Source organism: Caproicibacter fermentans, from assembly GCF_009746625.1.
Classification (GTDB): domain Bacteria; phylum Bacillota; class Clostridia; order Oscillospirales; family Acutalibacteraceae; genus Caproicibacter; species Caproicibacter fermentans.
The window spans coordinates 97,124-115,321 of the sequence record NZ_VWXL01000106.1; the positions used below are offsets into that span (position 1 = coordinate 97,124).

General features: G+C 51.4%; 18 protein-coding genes and 5 tRNA genes. 22 read left to right on the forward strand and 1 reads right to left on the reverse strand.

Features of this window, described 5'->3' with window-relative positions:
• Window positions 1–6: 6 nt before the first annotated feature.
• From CAFE_RS18445 to CAFE_RS18550, 22 genes are all read left to right on the forward strand, one after another.
• Window positions 7–975 carry a bifunctional 4-hydroxy-2-oxoglutarate aldolase/2-dehydro-3-deoxy-phosphogluconate aldolase gene (locus CAFE_RS18445; RefSeq protein ID WP_156991404.1) on the forward strand — a complete coding sequence of 323 codons (969 nt, stop codon included), beginning with the start codon at window positions 7–9 and terminating at the stop codon, window positions 973–975.
• Window positions 976–1,150: 175 nt separating this feature from the next.
• Complete coding sequence (rplS, locus tag CAFE_RS18450) at window positions 1,151–1,495, forward strand: 50S ribosomal protein L19 (protein ID WP_066644114.1); 345 nt, start codon at window positions 1,151–1,153, stop codon at window positions 1,493–1,495.
• A 72-nt stretch (window positions 1,496–1,567) separates the two neighbouring features.
• Entirely contained in the window at window positions 1,568–2,149 is a 582-nt protein-coding gene (lepB, locus tag CAFE_RS18455) for a signal peptidase I (protein WP_066644115.1), read from the forward strand.
• A gap of 35 nt (window positions 2,150–2,184) precedes the next feature.
• A complete protein-coding gene (lepB, locus tag CAFE_RS18460) occupies window positions 2,185–2,769 on the forward strand; it encodes a signal peptidase I (RefSeq protein WP_156991405.1) in 585 nt (194 codons plus the stop codon).
• 12 nt (window positions 2,770–2,781) lie between these two features.
• Window positions 2,782–3,657 (forward strand): ribosome biogenesis GTPase YlqF, encoded by an 876-nt coding sequence (gene ylqF / locus CAFE_RS18465; RefSeq protein WP_156991406.1) that lies wholly within the window; start codon window positions 2,782–2,784, stop codon window positions 3,655–3,657.
• The gene (locus CAFE_RS18470) at window positions 3,650–4,267 is read left to right on the forward strand and encodes a ribonuclease HII (protein WP_156991407.1); all 618 of its coding nucleotides are present in this window, start codon (window positions 3,650–3,652) and stop codon (window positions 4,265–4,267) included. Before ylqF ends, CAFE_RS18470 begins: the two co-directional genes overlap by 8 nt.
• Window positions 4,260–4,631 (forward strand): YraN family protein, encoded by a 372-nt coding sequence (locus CAFE_RS18475; RefSeq protein WP_066644119.1) that lies wholly within the window; start codon window positions 4,260–4,262, stop codon window positions 4,629–4,631. The genes CAFE_RS18470 and CAFE_RS18475 overlap by 8 nt, the downstream gene beginning before the upstream one ends.
• A 44-nt stretch (window positions 4,632–4,675) precedes the next feature.
• Window positions 4,676–6,178, forward strand: coding sequence for a threonine synthase (gene thrC / locus CAFE_RS18480; protein ID WP_156991408.1), 1,503 nt, complete (start codon window positions 4,676–4,678; stop codon window positions 6,176–6,178).
• Window positions 6,179–6,190: 12 nt separating this feature from the next.
• Entirely contained in the window at window positions 6,191–6,880 is a 690-nt protein-coding gene (locus CAFE_RS18485) for a metallophosphoesterase (protein ID WP_066644121.1), read from the forward strand.
• A gap of 94 nt (window positions 6,881–6,974) precedes the next feature.
• On the forward strand, window positions 6,975–8,267 hold the full coding sequence (gene tig / locus CAFE_RS18490; protein WP_066644122.1) for a trigger factor: 1,293 nt from the start codon (window positions 6,975–6,977) through the stop codon (window positions 8,265–8,267).
• Between the two features lie 105 nt (window positions 8,268–8,372).
• Window positions 8,373–8,972, forward strand: a complete 600-nt coding sequence (gene clpP / locus CAFE_RS18495; RefSeq protein ID WP_066644123.1) for an ATP-dependent Clp endopeptidase proteolytic subunit ClpP — start codon at window positions 8,373–8,375, stop codon at window positions 8,970–8,972.
• Between the two features lie 9 nt (window positions 8,973–8,981).
• Window positions 8,982–10,298, forward strand: a complete 1,317-nt coding sequence (gene clpX, locus CAFE_RS18500) for an ATP-dependent Clp protease ATP-binding subunit ClpX (protein ID WP_066644124.1) — start codon at window positions 8,982–8,984, stop codon at window positions 10,296–10,298.
• A gap of 70 nt (window positions 10,299–10,368) precedes the next feature.
• Entirely contained in the window at window positions 10,369–12,807 is a 2,439-nt protein-coding gene (lon, locus tag CAFE_RS18505) for an endopeptidase La (RefSeq protein ID WP_156991409.1), read from the forward strand.
• Window positions 12,808–12,820: 13 nt separating this feature from the next.
• Complete coding sequence (yihA, locus tag CAFE_RS18510; protein WP_066644125.1) at window positions 12,821–13,417, forward strand: ribosome biogenesis GTP-binding protein YihA/YsxC; 597 nt, start codon at window positions 12,821–12,823, stop codon at window positions 13,415–13,417.
• 69 nt (window positions 13,418–13,486) lie between these two features.
• Window positions 13,487–13,789: a YerC/YecD family TrpR-related protein gene (locus CAFE_RS18515; RefSeq protein WP_156991410.1), complete on the forward strand. Its 303-nt coding sequence runs from the start codon at window positions 13,487–13,489 to the stop codon at window positions 13,787–13,789.
• A gap of 1 nt (window position 13,790) precedes the next feature.
• Window positions 13,791–14,528, forward strand: coding sequence for a class I SAM-dependent methyltransferase (locus CAFE_RS18520; RefSeq protein WP_156991411.1), 738 nt, complete (start codon window positions 13,791–13,793; stop codon window positions 14,526–14,528).
• Window positions 14,529–14,680: 152 nt separating this feature from the next.
• Window positions 14,681–14,757 (forward strand) — tRNA-Val (locus CAFE_RS18525).
• An 8-nt stretch (window positions 14,758–14,765) separates the two neighbouring features.
• Window positions 14,766–14,842, forward strand: a tRNA-Asp gene (locus CAFE_RS18530).
• Between the two features lie 5 nt (window positions 14,843–14,847).
• Window positions 14,848–14,923: transfer RNA gene (locus CAFE_RS18535), tRNA-Phe, on the forward strand.
• A 4-nt stretch (window positions 14,924–14,927) separates the two neighbouring features.
• Window positions 14,928–15,003, forward strand: a tRNA-Gly gene (locus CAFE_RS18540).
• A gap of 5 nt (window positions 15,004–15,008) precedes the next feature.
• Window positions 15,009–15,082: transfer RNA gene (locus tag CAFE_RS18545), tRNA-Cys, on the forward strand.
• 49 nt (window positions 15,083–15,131) lie between these two features.
• A complete protein-coding gene (locus tag CAFE_RS18550; protein ID WP_207708902.1) occupies window positions 15,132–17,663 on the forward strand; it encodes a beta-mannosidase in 2,532 nt (843 codons plus the stop codon).
• 76 nt (window positions 17,664–17,739) lie between these two features.
• Here the strand turns inward: CAFE_RS18550 and CAFE_RS18555 are convergent, their stop codons facing one another.
• Entirely contained in the window at window positions 17,740–18,036 is a 297-nt protein-coding gene (locus CAFE_RS18555; RefSeq protein WP_330594101.1) for a nitroreductase family protein, read from the reverse strand.
• Between the last annotated feature and the right edge of the window lie 162 nt (window positions 18,037–18,198).

An 18,198-nucleotide genomic window follows, 5' to 3' on the forward strand; every position in this document is an offset into this window, starting at 1 on the left:
GTTTTTATGAGGTCGGTATTGAATTTGATAGAAAGCTACGGGATGATCCCTGTCCTGAATATCAAAAGGGAGGAAGACGCGCTGCCGCTTGCGAAAGCGCTTCGGAAAGGCGGCCTTCCGCTGATGGAGGTAATGTTCCGCACGGAAGCCGCCGCCGCGTGTATTCAAAAAATCGCGGCGGAGATGCCGGATTTCTGTATCGGGGCCGGTACGGTGCTGACGGTGGAACAGGCTAAAAAAGCGAAGGAGTGCGGAGCAAAATTCATTGTATCCCCGGATTTCAGCGAAGAAGTGATCCGGTATTGCCAAAAGGAGAATCTGCCGGTGGTGCCGGGCTGCATTACGCCGTCGGAGGTTCATCGGGCCGTTTCCATGGGACTGACGGTTCTTAAGTTCTTCCCCGCCATTCAAATGGGCGGACTCAAGACCATGCAGCTTTTCTCAGGCCCGTATCCGCAGGTCAAATTTGTCCCGACCGGAGATCTGACCAGAAAAGAAATGAACGAGTACCTTTCTTGTTCGAAGGTTGCGGCTGCCGGCGGGGATTTTATGCTCAGCTACGACGATATAGAAAACCGCAGATTTGACCAAATTGAACAGAGCGTCCGCGAGACGATTCTGGAACATCTTGACTTTCATATCGCGCATGTGGGAATCAACTGCGCTTCCTCCGGCGAGGCGAAGGCGCTCGGTGAAGCCCTGTCCTCCGTGCTGTTTCAGAATGTGACGGAATATGAAAAAAGTTATTTTTCCGGCAGCCTGTTTGAATTGATGAAAGCCCCGTTTTACAACAAAGGCGGGCACGTTGCAATCGGCACCCGCGACGCGGAACGCGCGTACTCTTTTTTAAAGACTTCCGGTATCCGGTTTCACGAAGAAACGCTGGCCCGTGACGAAAACGGAAGGGTAAAAGCGGTATATCTCGAGCCCGATTTCGGCGGTTTTGCGCTCCACCTTCTGCAGCACGAAAAATAGAGGCATGCCTGTCAGAAAAATGTTGCGCGGTTCGCAGGAATGTGATATGATAGAGAAGCATTTGAGATCCGTCGGAGAAATCCGATGGGATTCAATGCCTGAAAAAATTTTATGGCATTGAAACGGACAGTCCTCTGCCGACGGCATGAATGTCTGAAATTTAGGAGGATTCATCATGGACGCTTTAAAGACAATCTCACAAAATTCGATGAAAGCGGAGCTGCCCGCTTTTGAAATCGGCGATACCGTTCGGATCGACGTTAACATCCGTGAAGGCGAACGCGAAAGAATTCAGGCTTTTGAGGGAACCGTTATTGCCCGCAAAGGCTCCGGTGTCGGCGAGACCTTTACGGTCCGCCGCGTTTCCTACGGCGTTGGCGTGGAAAGGGTTTTTCCGCTGCATTCCCCGAATGTAAAGGGAGTCAAAGTCATCCGCAGGGGTAATGTCCGCAGGGCAAAGCTGTATTATCTGCGCGGCAGGGTCGGCAAGGCCGCAAAGGTCAAGAGCAAAATCCAGTAAGAGAATTCATACAGCGCATGGGAAGGGACATTTCGGTGTCCCTTTTTTGTTCTTTTGATCGGAGGAAATAGAATGAAGGATGTGTCGGATGCCGATTCCCTGCAGGAAAACGGTGCTGTTGAGAACCGGATTGCGGAGAATTGCTATGAGTGGATCGAAGCCCTGATTATCTCGCTTTCCGTCATCATGATTTTGTTTGTGTCTCTGTTCCGCGTCAATATCGTTGTTGACGGGGATTCCATGAAACCCAATTTTTATAATGGCAACCGGGTCCTGGTATCCTGCCTGAGCAGGAATCTTTCTCAGGGGGACGTTGTGGTAATCGATGCGAACGGAACCGGACTGAAGGAACGCATCATCAAGCGCGTGATCGCGACCGGAGGACAGACGGTGAATATCGATTTTACGACCGGCATCGTATCTGTCGACGGAAAAGAAATTGACGAGTCCGCGTATATTAAAAACGGAATTACAAAAGACCAGTATGACGTTAAATTTCCACAGAAAGTTCCGGCAGGCCATATTTTTGTTCTGGGGGACAACCGCACCATTTCCGAAGACAGCCGGTTTCAGGAAGTGGGAATGATCGACTGCCGGTATGTGATCGGCAAGGTGGTTTTCCTTTTGAACCCGTTCCATTCTATTGTAAAATAAAACGTTATGTAATTGGGTAAGGAGTTGAATTCCCGTTGGAAAAAGCGGAGCCGGAAGCGGAAAAGGGGAAAAAGCCGTCCAAAACGAACGGCTTCGCAGTTAACTGTTACGAATGGATCGAGGCGCTGATTACCTCCCTGATTATTGTTGTGCTTCTGTTCTCCTTTTCGGTTAGGATCGTAAGTGTCAGCGGGCCTTCCATGCTGCCCAATCTGCGCTCCGGCGACAGAATCCTTCTCTTCAGCGGGTTTTACAAACCCCGGCAGGACGACGTAGTCGTCATTACCCATACGCAGGGGCTTTCGGAACCGATTATCAAGCGGGTGATTGCGCTTGAAAACCAAACGGTTAATATTGATTTTCAGTCCGGCACCGTCATTGTCGACGGAAAACGCCTGGACGAATCCCGGTATATTCAAAACGGTATTACCAAACAGCCTTCGGATTATCAATTTCCGCTGACCGTACCGAAAGGGTGTGTCTTTGTGCTTGGCGACAATCGCCTGGTTTCCAACGACAGCCGCAGCCGCGACGTGGGAATGGTGGACCAGCGATTTATACTGGGCAAGGCGGAATGGGTCCTTTATCCGTTTGACCGCTTTGGAAAAGTAAATTCTTAAGGGGGTAAATTCATGCAGGAAGGCCGGCCGATTCAGTGGTTTCCCGGCCATATGGCCAAAACCCGTCGGCTCATGGAAAAAAATATCAAGCTGGTTGACGCTGTGGCGGAAGTAATCGACGCCCGGATTCCCTACAGCAGCCGGAATCCGGAGCTGAATCAGCTGGCGGGCGGAAAACCCCGTATCATGCTTCTGAACAAATCCGATCTTGCGGACCCCGTCTTTACCAGAGAATGGATTGCGTTTTTTCAGGAGCACGGCATGGGGGCGATTGCTGTGGACTGCCGTTCGGGAAACGGCCTGAACGGGTTTTTGCCGCTGGCCAAACGCATCCTTGCGGAAAAGCTGGAGGCCTGGCGGGAAAAAGGGATGGCGGGGCGCAGAATCAGAATTCTTGTCGCCGGAATCCCGAACGCTGGGAAAAGCTCGCTGATTAACCGTCTTTCCGGCAACAGCCGTGCATCGGTGGAAGACAGGCCCGGCGTCACCCGCAGCAGCCAGTGGTTTCCGGTGGGAAAAGAGATGGAGGTCCTTGACACTCCCGGCATTCTGTGGCCGAAATTTGAAGACCCCGCCGTAGGGGAACGCCTGGCGTTTACCGGTGCGATCAAGGATGACGTCATCGATCTTGAAACTCTGGCATGCCGGCTGCTGGAGGTTCTGGCCGCCGGCTATGCGGGGCTTCTGGCGAAGCGGTACTGTCTGGAAAACGACATTTCGGGCCTTGGCGGTTATGAATTGCTGGAGATGATCGGCAGAAAACGCGGAATGCGCGCGGGCGGCGGAGCAATCGATACGGAACGTGCCGCCATCATGCTTCTGGATGAATTTCGGGCGGGTAAAATCGGAAGGATCACATTGGAAAAGGCCGGTGAAGGGCATGACTGACTGGCATTTTTACGAAGAAGAAGCACGGCGCGACGGCTATCCGCTTGTGTGCGGGATCGACGAGGCGGGGCGCGGACCGCTTGCCGGGCCCGTGTTTGCCGCAGCGGTTATCCTCCCGCCGCAGGTTCAAATTGAAGGCCTCAACGATTCTAAAAAGTTAAGTCCCAACAAGCGGGAAGAGCTCTATGATGTCATTTGCGGTACGGCGCAGGCATACGGCGTCGGATTTGCAACCGAAGGCGAGATCGATGAAATCAATATCCTTCGGGCGACTTTCCTCGCCATGCGGCGAGCGTTCGATCAGCTGAATCTTTGCCCGGACTGCGCTCTGGTCGACGGCAACCGAATGCCTGACCTCGGCGTAGAGACGAGACTAATTGTAAAGGGCGATTCTCTTTCCGCCAGTATTGCGGCGGCTTCCATTCTTGCCAAGGTCAGCCGTGACCGGGTGATGTGCCGGATTGACGAAATTTATCCGGACTATGGATTCGCAAAGCACAAGGGTTACGGGACCGCGCTGCATATGGACAGACTCCGGGAAAAGGGCCCTTGCCCGGTGCACCGCAGAACCTTTTTAAAAAAGATATTGGCCGGGTCCGGCAATGAATAATTCGTCAGGGCCCTTTGGGGAAAAGGCTGCGTCCGATTATCTGACCGAAAACGGGTATCGGATTTTGGAACGGAATTATCATAGCCGGTTCGGTGAGATCGACATAATCGCGGAAAACGGTCAGTATATTATATTTGCCGAAGTCAAAACAAGAGAGGCATTTTCCTTGGTTGGCCCCGAATATGCCGTCACGCCGGGCAAACAGAGAAAAATCGCAAAGACGGCCCTTTTGTATCTGCAAAAAAACAAAACCCTGCTGCAGCCTCGTTTTGACGTAATTGGGATTGTGACTTCGGGCAGCGGCCGCTCCGTGGTCTCCCTGAATCATATCAAAGACGCATTCTGCTTTTCGTCCTTTTATTGAAACTGCAAAACCGGAACCTATATTTTGGCAAGGGGGAACAGAAATTGAATTATCAGTCAACCAGAAGCCGTACAGGCAAAGCGACCTCTGCGCAGGCGATTTCTCAGGGACTCTGCGGGGACGGCGGCCTTTTTGTCCCGGAACAGTTTCCGGCTGTCGGCGAAGAGGAACTGGCTTTGATGGAAAATGAAAGCTATCGGCAGCGCGCCGCGCGCATTCTATCCCGCTATCTGACTGATTTTACCGTCGAAGAAGTGAGAGAATGCGTGGAGCTTGCATACCGTCCGGACCGCTTTCCGGAAGGACCGGCGCCCGTCTTTCAGCTGGACCAAAATGTTTCGTATCTGGAATTGTGGCACGGCCCAACCTGTGCGTTTAAGGATATGGCGCTTCAAATTCTTCCTCTTCTGCTGACCCGTTCTTTGAAAAAAATCAGGTCGGACCGGGAGGCGCTGATTCTTGTCGCAACCTCCGGCGATACCGGTAAGGCGGCGCTGGAAGGATTCCAGGATGTGGAAGGAACGCGCATCCTTGTTTTTTATCCGAAGGACGGCGTCAGCCCGATGCAGGAAAGGCAGATGCGCACGCAGAGCGGCGGAAATGTTTTCGTCTGTGCGGTGGAGGGAAACTTTGACGATACGCAGACCGGGGTCAAACGGATTTTCGGCGATGCGGAGATGAGGGAGCTCCTCGCGAAAAAGGGCATGATGTTTTCGAGCGCGAATTCCATCAACTGGGGCCGGCTTCTGCCGCAGATCGTGTACTATTTTTCCGCTTACTGCGACCTGTGTGCCGGGCACTCGGTTCAGCGGGGGGCACCGGTCAACTTTATTGTTCCCACGGGAAATTTCGGCGATATTCTCGCCGCTTATTACGCCAAAAAGATGGGTTTGCCGGTTCATAAACTGATATGCGCTTCCAACGCCAATAACGTGCTTACGGAATTCCTGACCATGGGCAAATACAACAGAAACCGCGAATTCTACACGACGATTTCTCCGTCGATGGATATTCTTGTTTCCAGCAATCTGGAACGTCTGTTATACGATCTGACGGACCAAAACGACGAAAAGGTTGCCGACTGGATGCGCCGGCTGAACGAAACCGGTGAATATCAGGTGGACGAAGCGGTTCTGTCAAAAATCAGAGAGCTGTTTTACGCCGGATTCTGCAGCGACGACGAAACCAGAGAAGAAATAAAATCACTGTTTGCAAACCAAAATTATCTTTGCGACCCTCACACGGGTGTTGCAGCCCGCGTCTATGAAAAGTATCTGCGGGATACGGGCGACAGCAAAACCCCTGCCGTGATTGTTTCCACCGCAAGCCCGTACAAATTCGCGCCGGAGGTTTTGCGGGCGCTGGAAGACCATGCCCCGGCCGGCGATGAATTTCAGGCGGTGAGCCGCCTTTCACAACTGACCGCCACCCGGGTTCCCGCGCCGATCGCCGCGCTGGAATCGAAGACGGTGCGCTTTTCTTCCTCCTGCAAAAAGGAGGAGATGGGCGCGGCGGTGCTGAAAATATTGGATTCTGAATCCGTCTGAGAGCGTGCCGTTATGTCATTGTATGCGATAGCCGATCTTCACCTCTCCCTTGGTGCCGACAAGCCGATGGATGTGTTTGAGGGCTGGAAAAATTATACCGAGCGTCTCCAAAAGAACTGGCGCAGCGTCGTCGGCGGGGAAGACACCGTCGTTATTGCCGGGGATATTTCCTGGGCCATGAAGCTGGAGGATTCGCAGCGGGATTTCCGCTTTATCCATGAGCTGCCGGGAAAAAAACTGATCCTGAAAGGGAACCATGATTACTGGTGGTCCACCAGACAAAAAATCGAGCATTTTTTTGCTGAAAACGGGTTTACGGATATCGGGCTGATACACAACTGCGCCGCGCCGGCGGGAGACAGGGCTGTCTGCGGCACCCGCGGCTGGCTTTACAATGCCGAAAGTCAGCAGGACAAAAAAATAGTCAGCCGTGAAGTCGGCCGGCTGAATGCATCACTGGACGATGCGGAAAGGCTGGGCCTGAAACCGGTTGTGTTTTTGCACTATCCGCCCGTTTACGACGGAATGGAGTGCACGGAGATTTTGGACGTTTTGACAAGTCATAAAATCAGCGACTGCTATTTCGGCCATATTCACGGCAGCCTTGCGGCAAAACGGGCGCCGGACGGGGAGTACAGGGGTATCCGCATGCATCTTATTTCCTGTGATTACCTTGGATTTTCGCCAATTTTAGTAAAATGAATAAATTAAAAACATTTCAGGGAAAGGTAGAAACTTTACATTCCATGTGATATAATAGCTTAGACAATCGCAGATTTGCAGGAGGAAATGAAAAATGAGTTTAAAATCGACCACTCAGGTGGAAAAGAACCGCTACCAGCTGGAGGTTCTTGTGGATGCTGAAGAATTTGAAAAAGCCGTAGCTGCGGCTTATCATAAAGAAAGCAAAAAAATCACGATTCCTGGGTTCCGCAAGGGAAAGGCGCCCCGTAAGTTTATCGAAAAGTACTACGGAGAAAATGTGTTTTACGATGAAGCAATCAACTCCGTATATCCGGGCGCGCTTGAACAGGCGATTGAAGAAGCTAAGCTTGAAATGATTGAGGATAAAATTGATTTCGATCTGGTTTCCGCCGATAAGGAAGGGCTTGTGTTCAAGGCGACCATCACTACGAAGCCGGAAGTGGAGATCGAGGGATATAAAGGCATTCCCGCAACAAAAAAGATTTCAGAAGTGGCCGATGCGGATGTGGACGCGGAAATTGAAAAGGTGCGCGACCGCAATTCAAGAATGGTAACCGTGGAAGACAGGGAAGCCCAGAACGGAGACACCGCGGTAATCGATTTTGACGGATATGTCGACGGCGAAGCATTTTCCGGCGGAAAAGCGGAAAATTACAGTCTGCAGTTGGGCTCCGGTCAGTTTATTCCCGGCTTTGAGGATCAGGTGATCGGGCACAAATCCGGCGACGAGTTTGAAGTCAACGTAAAATTCCCGGAAGACTACGGCGCGGAGGAGCTCGCCGGAAAAGAAGCGGTTTTCAAAATAAAGCTTCATGAAATCAAGATGAAGGAGCTCCCGCAGGTCGACGACGATTTTGTCAAGGATGTCAGCGAGTTTGATACGCTGGACGCCTACCGCGCGGATATCCGCGAAAAACTGACTAAGGCAAGGGAAGAAAAAGCCAAAGACGATCTTGACAATAAACTGATCGACGAGGTCGTTTCCAGGCTGAAAGCTGAAATTCCGGAAGCAATGTATGAAAACAGGATTAACGATGATCTGCGCGATTTCAGCTATCGTCTTCAGTCGCAGGGTCTCAATGTCGATACCTACATGAAGTATACAGGTCAGGATAAGGACGCGATCCGCGGTCAGTTCCGCCCGCAGGCTGAGCGTCAGGTCAAGCTGCGCCTTGCGCTCGAAAAAATCGCGGAGCTCGAAGGAATCGTTCCGGCCGATGAAGATGTTGAGCAGGAGTATGCCAAACTGGCGGAAAGTTACAAGATGGATTCCGATAAGGTAAAGTCCTTAATCCGTAAAGAAGATTTAGTTCAGGATATCGCGGTGGAAAAAGCTTTTGATTTGGTTCGCGGCAGCGCCGTGGTGGCCGAAGAAAAGGAATAATTGCAATATCAAGGCCTGCATATATAAAAAGATGCCGGATGACGGAATAATTAATAAGATTTCGCCAATGCTCTAATATTGCTGGCAACTGGAGGGATTTTAGAAATGAGCAGTTTAGTGCCCTATGTAATTGAGCAAACTAATCGGGGCGAGCGTTCCTACGATATTTTTTCTCGTCTTTTAAACGACAGAATCGTAATGCTGACGGACGAAGTGAATGATGTGACCTCCAGTCTTGTGGTCGCTCAGCTATTGTATCTGGAGGGCCAGGATCCGACGAAAGATATCAGCCTTTATATCAACAGCCCCGGGGGCTCCGTTACGGCGGGCCTCGCGATTTTCGATACCATGCAGTACATTAAGTGCGATGTTTCCACCATCTGCATGGGCATGGCTGCCAGCATGGGGGCGTTCCTTCTGGCGGCGGGCGCGAAAGGAAAGCGGTACGCGCTGCCCAACAGTGATATTATGATTCATCAGCCGAGCGGCGGCGCGCAGGGCCAGGCCACGGATATTAAAATTCAGGCCGATCATATGCTGCACATCAAGAAAAAGCTGAATGAAATTCTTTCCGAGCGCACCGGGCAGCCTCTTGAGGTGATTATGAGGGACACCGAACGCGACAACTTTATGACTGCGGAGGACGCGGTCCGTTACGGATTGATTGACAAAGTGATACAAGGCCACGAAGATTCGACGAAATAGGGTGATTGAATGCCGAATAACGATGATAATAAAGGAAGAGAAATCTGCTGCTCCTTCTGCGGAAAACCGCAGAGCGAGGCGCGCCGCCTGATCGCGGGACCCGGCGTTTTCATCTGTGACGAATGCATCGAGCTTTGCACATCTATCCTGAACGATGAAAAAAACCTTTCCACAAGGAAGGAAAGTTACAGCGAATCAGCCGCGGAGCTGCCGAAGCCGCAGGAGATTAAAAAACAGCTCGACGAATATGTCATCGGGCAGGAAGAAGCCAAAATTGCCCTATCGGTCGCGGTGTATAACCATTATAAACGAATTTATTACGGCCGCGACAAAGACGATATTGAGCTGACGAAGAGCAATGTCCTTCTTTTGGGGCCGACGGGCGTTGGAAAAACATTGCTTGCCCAGACACTTGCCAAAATACTGGATGTTCCGTTCGCCATTGCCGATGCAACGACTCTGACGGAAGCCGGCTATGTGGGCGAAGATGTTGAAAATATTCTTTTGCGCCTGATTCAGGCGGCGGACTTTGATATTGAAAAAGCGGAACGCGGAATTATCTATATTGATGAAATCGACAAGATTGCCAGAAAATCAGAAAATCCATCCATTACGAGGGATGTCAGCGGAGAGGGTGTGCAACAGGCTCTGCTGAAAATATTGGAGGGTACGGTCTCCAATGTTCCTCCACAGGGCGGAAGAAAACATCCGCAGCAGGAGTTTCTGCAGATTGATACAACGAACATTCTCTTTATCTGCGGCGGCGCGTTCGACGGCTTAAACAAGATTATCGAGCGTCGTTCGGCCTCATCCTCCATCGGATTCGGCGCGCAAGTGCGCAGCAAAGCCGAACTGGACTCCACCTCCTGGATGAAGGACGTGATTCCGCACGATCTTGTCAGATTCGGATTGATTCCGGAACTTGTCGGAAGGCTGCCTGTCATTGCGGCGCTTGACGGCCTGGACGAGAACGCACTGGTCCGGATTCTGACGGAACCGAAAAACAGCCTTGTCAACCAGTATAAAAAGCTTTTCCAACTGGATAAGGTTGAACTTGAGTTCCAACCGGAAGCACTTAATGCAATCGCCCAAAAAACGCTTGAACGGCGCACGGGAGCAAGGGGCCTGCGTTCCATTCTGGAAAATATGCTGACGGATTTGATGTATCATGTTCCGTCCGATTATACGGTTGAGAAAGTAATCATCACAAAGGATGCAGTGGAAAACGGAGCAAAGCCGGAAATCACTTATAACCCAGAGCGAAAGCCGGTCGCGCTCAAGATCACGGCCCCAAGTAAAAGGGGAAGAAAGGACACCGCTTCCTGACCAAACAATTTGCCTGTTGCAGCGCGGTAAACGATTCGCCTGCAACAGCTTTTTTTTCAAGGAGCTTTTTATGAGTATGAATGAAACTGACATACAGCACGGGGCCGGCCAGATTCCGGCTCTTGCACTGAGAGGGCTCGTTATTTTTCCGGGCATGCTGCTGCAGTTTGACGTCGGCCGCCGCAAGTCCATTTTGGCCCTCGAAAAGGCAATGGAGGAAAATCAACTGATTTTCCTTGTCACACAAAAAGATCTTGCGGACAATGACCCCGCCGAGGGAAATATCTATTCCATGGGGGTCGTGGCAAAAATCAAGCAGGTCATTCGGCGCAGCGACGACGGGGTGCGGCTGTTTGCTGAAGGACTTTACAGGGCTTCCGTCTCGTCCTATGAATCGGTGAGTCCTTTCCTGCTGGTCAATTTAAATAAAGTTGAAACGCTGCCGTTCCGTCCTACCCGCAGGGCGGAGGCGCTGATTCGCTATACGCAAAACCTGTTTGAACAGTTCATCCAGAACTATACCCACATTCCGCCGGATATTGTCATCGGCGTGGTTCAGAAGAAGGATTGCGGGGAACTGGCGGATTATATTGCATCCAATATCATGTTTGACTTTGAAGAAAAGCAGACGATTCTGGAGGAACTGCACCCTGTTCGCAGGCTGGAGAAGCTTGCCGCAATTCTGAAAAAGGAAACGCAGGTTCTTTCCATAGAAACGCAGATCAGTGAAAAGGCAAAAGAACAAATCGACCGCAATCAGAGGGAATATTTTCTGCGCGAGCAGATGAAAGCCATTTCCTATGAACTTGGCGAAGACGACAATCCTCAGCAGGAAGCGGACGATCTGCGCGACCGCATTGAAAAACTCGGTCTGCCAAAAGCACAGCACGACAAGCTGATGAAAGAATGCGACCGTCTCTCTAAAATGCCGGAGGGCTCTCACGAGGGAAGCGTGATCGTCAGCTACCTGGAAACCTGTCTGGAATTGCCGTGGAACGTTTCGAGTAAGGAACACATCGACCTGAAAAAGGCCGGAAGAATTCTTGACCGTGAGCATTACGGTCTGGAAAAGGTGAAAGAGCGTATTCTTGAAATTTTGGCTGTCAAAAAGCTTTCTCCGGAGATCAAGGGACAAATTATCTGCCTTGTAGGCCCTCCGGGCGTCGGCAAGACGTCGATTGCTCATTCGATCGCGGAAGCGATCGGGCGCAAGTACGTTCGCGTTTCGCTCGGCGGCGTCCGGGACGAATCCGATATTGTGGGGCACCGCCGCACTTATATTGGCTCCATGCCCGGCCGGATTATCAACGCACTGAAACAGGCCGGAACCAACAATCCGCTGATCCTGCTCGACGAAATCGATAAAATGGGCAATAATTTCCGCGGCGACCCATCCTCCGCGTTGCTGGAGGTTCTGGACTCTGAACAGAACAACGCTTTTTACGATCACTATATCGATATGCCCTTTGATTTGAGCAACGTGCTGTTTATCACGACTGCGAATGACGCGAGCACAATTCCGGAACCTCTTTTCGACCGCATGGACGTCATTACTCTGGGCAGTTATACGCATCTGGAAAAATACAATATTGCAGTGAAGCACCTGATTCCAAAACAGTTGAAAAAGCACGGAATCAGCCCTTCGCAGCTGAAGATTGCCCCGGCGGCCGTCCACAAACTGATTGACGGCTACACAAGGGAAGCCGGCGTCAGAACTCTGGAACGCCGCATTGCGTCCCTGTGCAGGAAATGCGCCAAATATTTTGTTGAGGACGCGAAAAAGAAAATCACGATCAGCCCGAAAAAGCTCGAGGAGCTTCTCGGACCCGAAAAGTTTAAGCCGGAAAACGCAAGTAAGCAGGATATGGTCGGTCTGGTCAACGGCCTGGCATGGACCAGCGTCGGCGGAACCCTTTTGCCGATTGAAGTCGCCGTTATGGACGGGACCGGTAAACTGGAACTGACCGGTTCGCTCGGCGACGTTATGAAGGAATCCGCGCGTACTGCGATCAGCTGCATCAGAACCAGAGCCGGCAATCTTGGAATCAGCCATGATTTCTACACAAAATACGATATTCACATTCATGCGCCCGAAGGCGCAATTCCGAAGGACGGTCCGTCCGCCGGTACGGCAATGGCTACGGCGATTACCTCCGCACTCTGCAATATTCCCATTCGGCACGACGTCGCCATGACCGGCGAAATTACGCTGCTGGGCCGCGTTCTGCCGATCGGCGGCCTGAAGGAAAAAACAATGGCGGCTTATCGGTCCGGCATCAAAACCGTCATTATTCCGGCGGAGAATGTATCCGACCTGGAAGAGATCGATACGGTGGTAAAAAACTCCATCCAGTTTGAGCCTGTTGATAAAATTGATCAGGTTTTGAAGATTGCGCTGACGAAGATGCCGATCCCGCAGAAGGCTTCGGAAACGCCGGAAACGATGCAGCTTTCGGCGCCGAAAAACATGGACCGCCCATCCACCGGCGCAGCCTCGATTCCTCAGTAATGGTAATTAAAATATGAGTATTGAAACAGCATTTTTTGAATTATCCGCCGGACGCGCGGATCAGCTCCCAGCTTCAACCCTGCCGGAAATTGTTTTTTCCGGCAGGTCGAATGCGGGAAAATCTTCTTTGATTAACCGCTTGCTTTCCCGAAAGTCTCTGGCGAGGACCAGCTCGGCTCCGGGCAAGACAGCCACCATTAATTTTTACAATCTGGGATTTTGCCGGTTTGCCGATCTTCCGGGGTACGGTTACGCAAAGGTTTCGAAATCCGAAAAGCTTCGGTGGGCGGAACTGGCGGAAGGCTATTTTCATCAGACGAGGGATATCCGCCTGGTTGTTCAGCTGATGGATCTTCGGCACGCACCGACGCAGGATGATCTTCAAATGGTGCGCTTTCTGACCGACAGCGGCATTCCCTGTCTGATTGCCGCTACAAAGTGTGACAAGCTCAACAAAACCGGACGCAGGTCCCAGGAAGAGATGTACCGCAGCGAGTTTGCCGCCTGCCCTGAAATCATGGTGGTACCCTGTTCCGCCGTGAATGGGGAAGGCGTCGAAGCGATCCTTAAAAGGATTTTGTCGGCTTGTGATGTTGAGGAAAAACAATGATAAGGATCAATCCTGTTTGACTTTTATGCGCTGAAATGATATTCTGATAAAGTTGGGAGAGTGGTTGAATTGAACTCAAAGTTGAAGGACGACAGCGTCGATTTTTTATTCAGCGCAATTCTTACATTGAAGACGCCGGAAGAATGCTATGCGTTTTTTGAAGACCTTTGCACGGTTCCGGAAATCAAGGCCATGTCGCAGCGGCTGTGGGTTGCGCACATGCTGAACAATAAAAAAGTTTACAGCGATATTGTTGCGACTACGGGAGCCTCAACGGCCACGATCAGCCGTGTAAACCGTTCCCTTCATTACGGCTGCGATGGATACAATATGGTTTTTCAGAAGCTGGAAGACAGAGAGAAAGCCAAATAAAATGGAATATGCGACATTTGCGCGTTATTATGACTCGTTGATTGCGGGAGTTTCCTACGGGGAACGCGCCGATTATCTTTTCAGTATTTTCAGCCGCCTTGGGCACCAGCCGGGCCTTACGCTGGACCTTGCCTGCGGCACGGGCAGCCTGATTTTGGAGCTCGCCCGGCGCGGCGTCGAAGTCATCGGTCTGGATGCTTCCGCCGATATGCTGACGCTTGCGCAGCAAAAGCTTTCCGCTGCGGGTTATTCCGTGCTGCTGTTAAATCAAAGAATGGAAGAGCTGGAGCTTTGCGGCCCGGTGGACACGGTTGTCAGCTCTCTCGATTCCGTCAATCATTTGGAAACGCAGCAGCAGGTATTTGAAACGTTTCGTCGGGTCTCGGCCTGCCTGAACCCGGGCGGATGCTTTGTTTTTGACGCGAATACCGTTTATAAACACCGGGAAATTCTCGGCAGCCACACGTTTGTGTATGATTTAGGCAGCCTGTTCTGCGTGTGGCAGAACGCGTTTGAGGCAAAGACAAACCGGGTTGCCGTTTCACTGGATTTTTTCGAGCGGTCCGGAAGCGCCTATGAGCGCTCTTCCGAACGGTTTTATGAGCGGGCTTATGATTCCAAGACGCTGTGTTCTCTTCTAAAACGCGCGGGGCTCCGTGTTGCGGGCGTCTGGGCGGATCAAAGCTTTTTGCCTCCGGCGGATAAGACGGACCGAATGGTTATCGCTGCAGTAAAATAGGCCGGCGCAGAGTACTGGAGCGAATGAATTTTTCTTAGAGGCATAATGAATAAAATGGTAAAAAACTTGAAAAAAAGTAGTTTTTCCTGTTGACAACTGCGGATAAATATTGTATTATATAACACGTCGCTGATGAAACGGTGCGAACAGCCGGGAGCATAGCTCAGCTGGTTAGAGCACCTGCCTTACAAGCAGGGGGTCATAGGTTCGAGTCCTATTGTTCCCACCATTTCAGATGGCTCGGTAGTTCAGCTGGTTAGAACGCTAGCCTGTCACGCTAGAGGTCGTCGGTTCGATCCCGATCCGAGTCGCCATATTTGCCTCTGTAGCTCAGTCGGTAGAGCAGGGGACTGAAAATCCCCGTGTCGGTGGTTCGATTCCGCCCGGAGGCACCAAAATGCGAACGTAGCTCATCTGGTAGAGCGCCACCTTGCCAAGGTGGAGGTAGCGAGTTCGAGCCTCGTCGTTCGCTCCATTTTTGGCGTCATAGCCAAGTGGTAAGGCAAGGGTCTGCAAAACCCTCATCCCCGGTCCGAATCCGGGTGACGCCTCCAAAATGATTTGAAAGCCTCAAAACCCAAGTGGTTTTGAGGCTTTTTGTCAATGGTTCTGATGCTTTTTGTTTCCCGGATTCAGAATAAAGAAATCGGTGATGGTAACATGGTGCTGGATTTAAACGGATCATGGATGATGCGCAGGGTGGGGCAGCCCGAATGGAGGCACGCCCGGGTTCCCGGCTCGGTTTGTTCCGATTTGCTGGATGCGGGTCTCATAAAAGATCCGTTTTATGGAACCAACGAATCTGACACGCTGAACATTTTCGACGGCGATTTTGAATATCGGCGCTCGTTTCTTGTCGACGAAGAATTGCTTCGGCATGACAGGGTACAGCTTCGCTGCGAGGGGCTGGATACCCTTTGCACGCTTTCTGTCAACGATTGCCTTCTGGCGAACACCGACAATATGCACAGAACCTATGAGTTTGACTGTAAGAAGATGCTCCGGCCAGGAGAGAATATAATCGACGTTATTTTCCATTCCCCGACCCGGTTCGTTGCGGAAAAGCAGCGAGAGCAGCCGCTTCGCAATTCGGAAGAGGCTTACAGCGGCGGAATTTCGCATCTGCGCAAAGCGCATTATATGTTCGGGTGGGACTGGGGCCCGATGATTCCGGACATGGGAATTTGGCGGAACATTATGCTGATCGGCCGCGATCGTGCGTATATCGGGGATTATTCCGTTTCTCAGGTTCATCAAAGTTCAAGCGTGGTGCTGAACATCTCCGTATCCCTTGAAAAATGGGCCGGGGATGATTTTCAAGTCAAAGCCGTGCTGACATCCCCCGAGGGGAGTATTCTGACAAAACGGACGGTCAGCTTGGACGAACGCAATTCCATTACCCTTTCGGTGAAGGAACCGCGCCTGTGGTGGCCCAACGGCTATGGCGAACAGCCGCTTTACAGTGTTTCTCTTTTTCTGTATGAGGGGGAACGCAAGCTGGACGAAAAAGAGTTTCGACTCGGGCTGAGGATGCTGAAACTGGTCAGGGAGCGGGATCGGTGGGGAACGTCATTCGCGTTTGAAATCAATGGCGTAAGGATTTTTGCAATGGGAGCGGACTATATTCCGGAGGATAACCTTCTTTCCCGCAGAAACAGAGCCCGAACCGAGAAATTGATCCGAAGCTGCGTTCGCGCCAATTTCAATATGATCCGCGTCTGGGGCGGCGGAATCTATCCTGACGACTATTTTTACGAGCTGTGCGACCGTTACGGGCTTCTGGTCTGGCAGGATTTTATGTTTGCGTGCGGGGTATATGACTTTGACGAACAATTTCGGGACAGTGTCAGACATGAGCTGGAGGACAATATCAAACGGATTCGCGGACATGCGTCGCTTGCGCTTTGGTGCGGCAACAACGAAATGGAATGGATGTGGGTTCAGAACTGGAAAAACGAGACATCGCTGAAACGGTATCAGATGGAGTATCAGGAGCAGTTTGAAAAGAGTCTGCCGGAATTTGTCTCCCGGCTGGATCCCGATACTCCGTATTGGCCATCTTCGCCGTCATCGGGCGGTGATTTTCATGCTCCTAATGATGAGAACAGGGGAGATATGCATGACTGGGACGTCTGGCATGGAAAAAAGCCGTTTACGGATTACCGGTCGGTCGTTCCGCGCTTCATGTCGGAATTCGGCCTCCAATCCTTCCCAAGCCTGAAAACCGTAAGGACGTTTGCTCCTCCGGAGGAGTGGAACATTTTTTCGCGCGTTATGGAATCGCACCAGAAGAGCGGGACGGGCAATGAAAAAATATTGTATTATATTTCTCAGTATTTCAGGCATCCCGGCAACTTTGATTCGCTGCTTTACCTTTCCCAGCTGATTCAGGCGGAGGGAATTCGGTATGGGGTGGAACACTGGCGACGCTGCCGCGGAAGGTGCATGGGCGTGATTTACTGGCAGCTGAATGACTGCTGGCCTGTCGCCTCTTGGTCCGGCATCGACGGATGCGGCCGGTGGAAGGCACTGCATTACACAGTGAAACGATGTTTTGCTCCGGTTCTTGCCAGCGCCTGTGAGGAAGGGGCACGGGTTTCTCTTCATGTTTCCAATGAATCGAAAACTTCCGTAACAGGCTGTTTGGAATGGAAGCTGATGACGCCGGATTCAAAGATGCTTGAGAGCGGTGAAATGCCTGTATGTGCGGAACCCCTTTCCTCAAAGCAATGCGCAAGCCTGGACTTTTCACGGCAATTTACGACGGAGGAGAAAAGGTACGACGTTTATCTGGAGTATTTGTTTAGTGTTGGCGGTAAGCGGGTGAGCGGGGGAACCGTTCTGTTCTGCAAAGCAAAACACTTTCATTTCCATAATCCCGGAATTAAAATGGACATCACGGAGAAGGAAGACCGATTTTTCATTCGCCTCCGGGCTGATGCGTTCGCTAAATTTGTGGAACTCGATTTGAAGCACTGCGACGCGGTTTTCAGCGACAATTATTTTGATCTCTCCGCCCATACCGACCGGATCATCGCTTTGAAGAAAACGGAACTCGACGTTCCGCTGAATCCGGCGCGGCTTGCCGAAGATCTGTCGGTCAGGAGCGTCTATGACACTTATGAGAAGTTTTAATATTTCCCGCGTGTGAAACAAAGCCCCGGCGGAATCCTTTCGGACTCCACCGGGGCTTTGTCAGCCGACGCCGGACTTACAGCCAGCGAAGCAGTTTTTCATGGTCCTTCTTTTTCACTTTCGGTGTTTCGCCGTCGGGATAGCCCAGAGCAATCAGGGCGATCAGCTCTTCCTCAGGCGGAACGTTAAGAATGGCAGAGGCTTTGTCGATGTCGAATACGCCCAGAATGACGGTTCCAATCCCGTGATCCTTTGCGGCCAGACAAAAAGTCTGGCAGGAAACTCCGCAGTCGAAAAAGGTGTAGCCGTCTCCGTATTTTGTGGAAGGAGAACCGTCGCGCTCAAACCCGCTTCTCTTTTTCACGGCGGTCACAGCAACTGCCGCATGCGCGCCGCGCAGAACTCTAGGGAACCTCTGATTTAATCCGCCCCTCTACCGAAGAGAGGAGAACTCTGGTAAAATAGAAGTATCAAGACACAGGCGGTGCGGAAAAATGAAAAAGCAACAAACTTTTGCGGATATCGAATATAGCTG

What these genes read in the sequence shown, in the direction of transcription:
- yihA (WP_066644125.1), top strand. Translation starts at nt 12,821, where the DNA reads ATGAGTATTGAAACAGCATTTTTTGAATTATCCGCCGGACGCGCGGAT.
- ylqF (WP_156991406.1), top strand. Translation starts at nt 2,782, where the DNA reads ATGCAGGAAGGCCGGCCGATTCAGTGGTTTCCCGGCCATATGGCCAAA.
- clpP (WP_066644123.1), top strand. Translation starts at nt 8,373, where the DNA reads ATGAGCAGTTTAGTGCCCTATGTAATTGAGCAAACTAATCGGGGCGAG.
- CAFE_RS18520 (WP_156991411.1), top strand. Translation starts at nt 13,791, where the DNA reads ATGGAATATGCGACATTTGCGCGTTATTATGACTCGTTGATTGCGGGA.
- lepB (WP_066644115.1), top strand. Translation starts at nt 1,568, where the DNA reads ATGAAGGATGTGTCGGATGCCGATTCCCTGCAGGAAAACGGTGCTGTT.
- CAFE_RS18445 (WP_156991404.1), top strand. Translation starts at nt 7, where the DNA reads ATGAGGTCGGTATTGAATTTGATAGAAAGCTACGGGATGATCCCTGTC.
- CAFE_RS18470 (WP_156991407.1), top strand. Translation starts at nt 3,650, where the DNA reads ATGACTGACTGGCATTTTTACGAAGAAGAAGCACGGCGCGACGGCTAT.
- tig (WP_066644122.1), top strand. Translation starts at nt 6,975, where the DNA reads ATGAGTTTAAAATCGACCACTCAGGTGGAAAAGAACCGCTACCAGCTG.
- CAFE_RS18550 (WP_207708902.1), top strand. Translation starts at nt 15,132, where the DNA reads ATGGTTCTGATGCTTTTTGTTTCCCGGATTCAGAATAAAGAAATCGGT.
- CAFE_RS18485 (WP_066644121.1), top strand. Translation starts at nt 6,191, where the DNA reads ATGTCATTGTATGCGATAGCCGATCTTCACCTCTCCCTTGGTGCCGAC.
- clpX (WP_066644124.1), top strand. Translation starts at nt 8,982, where the DNA reads ATGCCGAATAACGATGATAATAAAGGAAGAGAAATCTGCTGCTCCTTC.
- lon (WP_156991409.1), top strand. Translation starts at nt 10,369, where the DNA reads ATGAGTATGAATGAAACTGACATACAGCACGGGGCCGGCCAGATTCCG.
- CAFE_RS18475 (WP_066644119.1), top strand. Translation starts at nt 4,260, where the DNA reads ATGAATAATTCGTCAGGGCCCTTTGGGGAAAAGGCTGCGTCCGATTAT.
- rplS (WP_066644114.1), top strand. Translation starts at nt 1,151, where the DNA reads ATGGACGCTTTAAAGACAATCTCACAAAATTCGATGAAAGCGGAGCTG.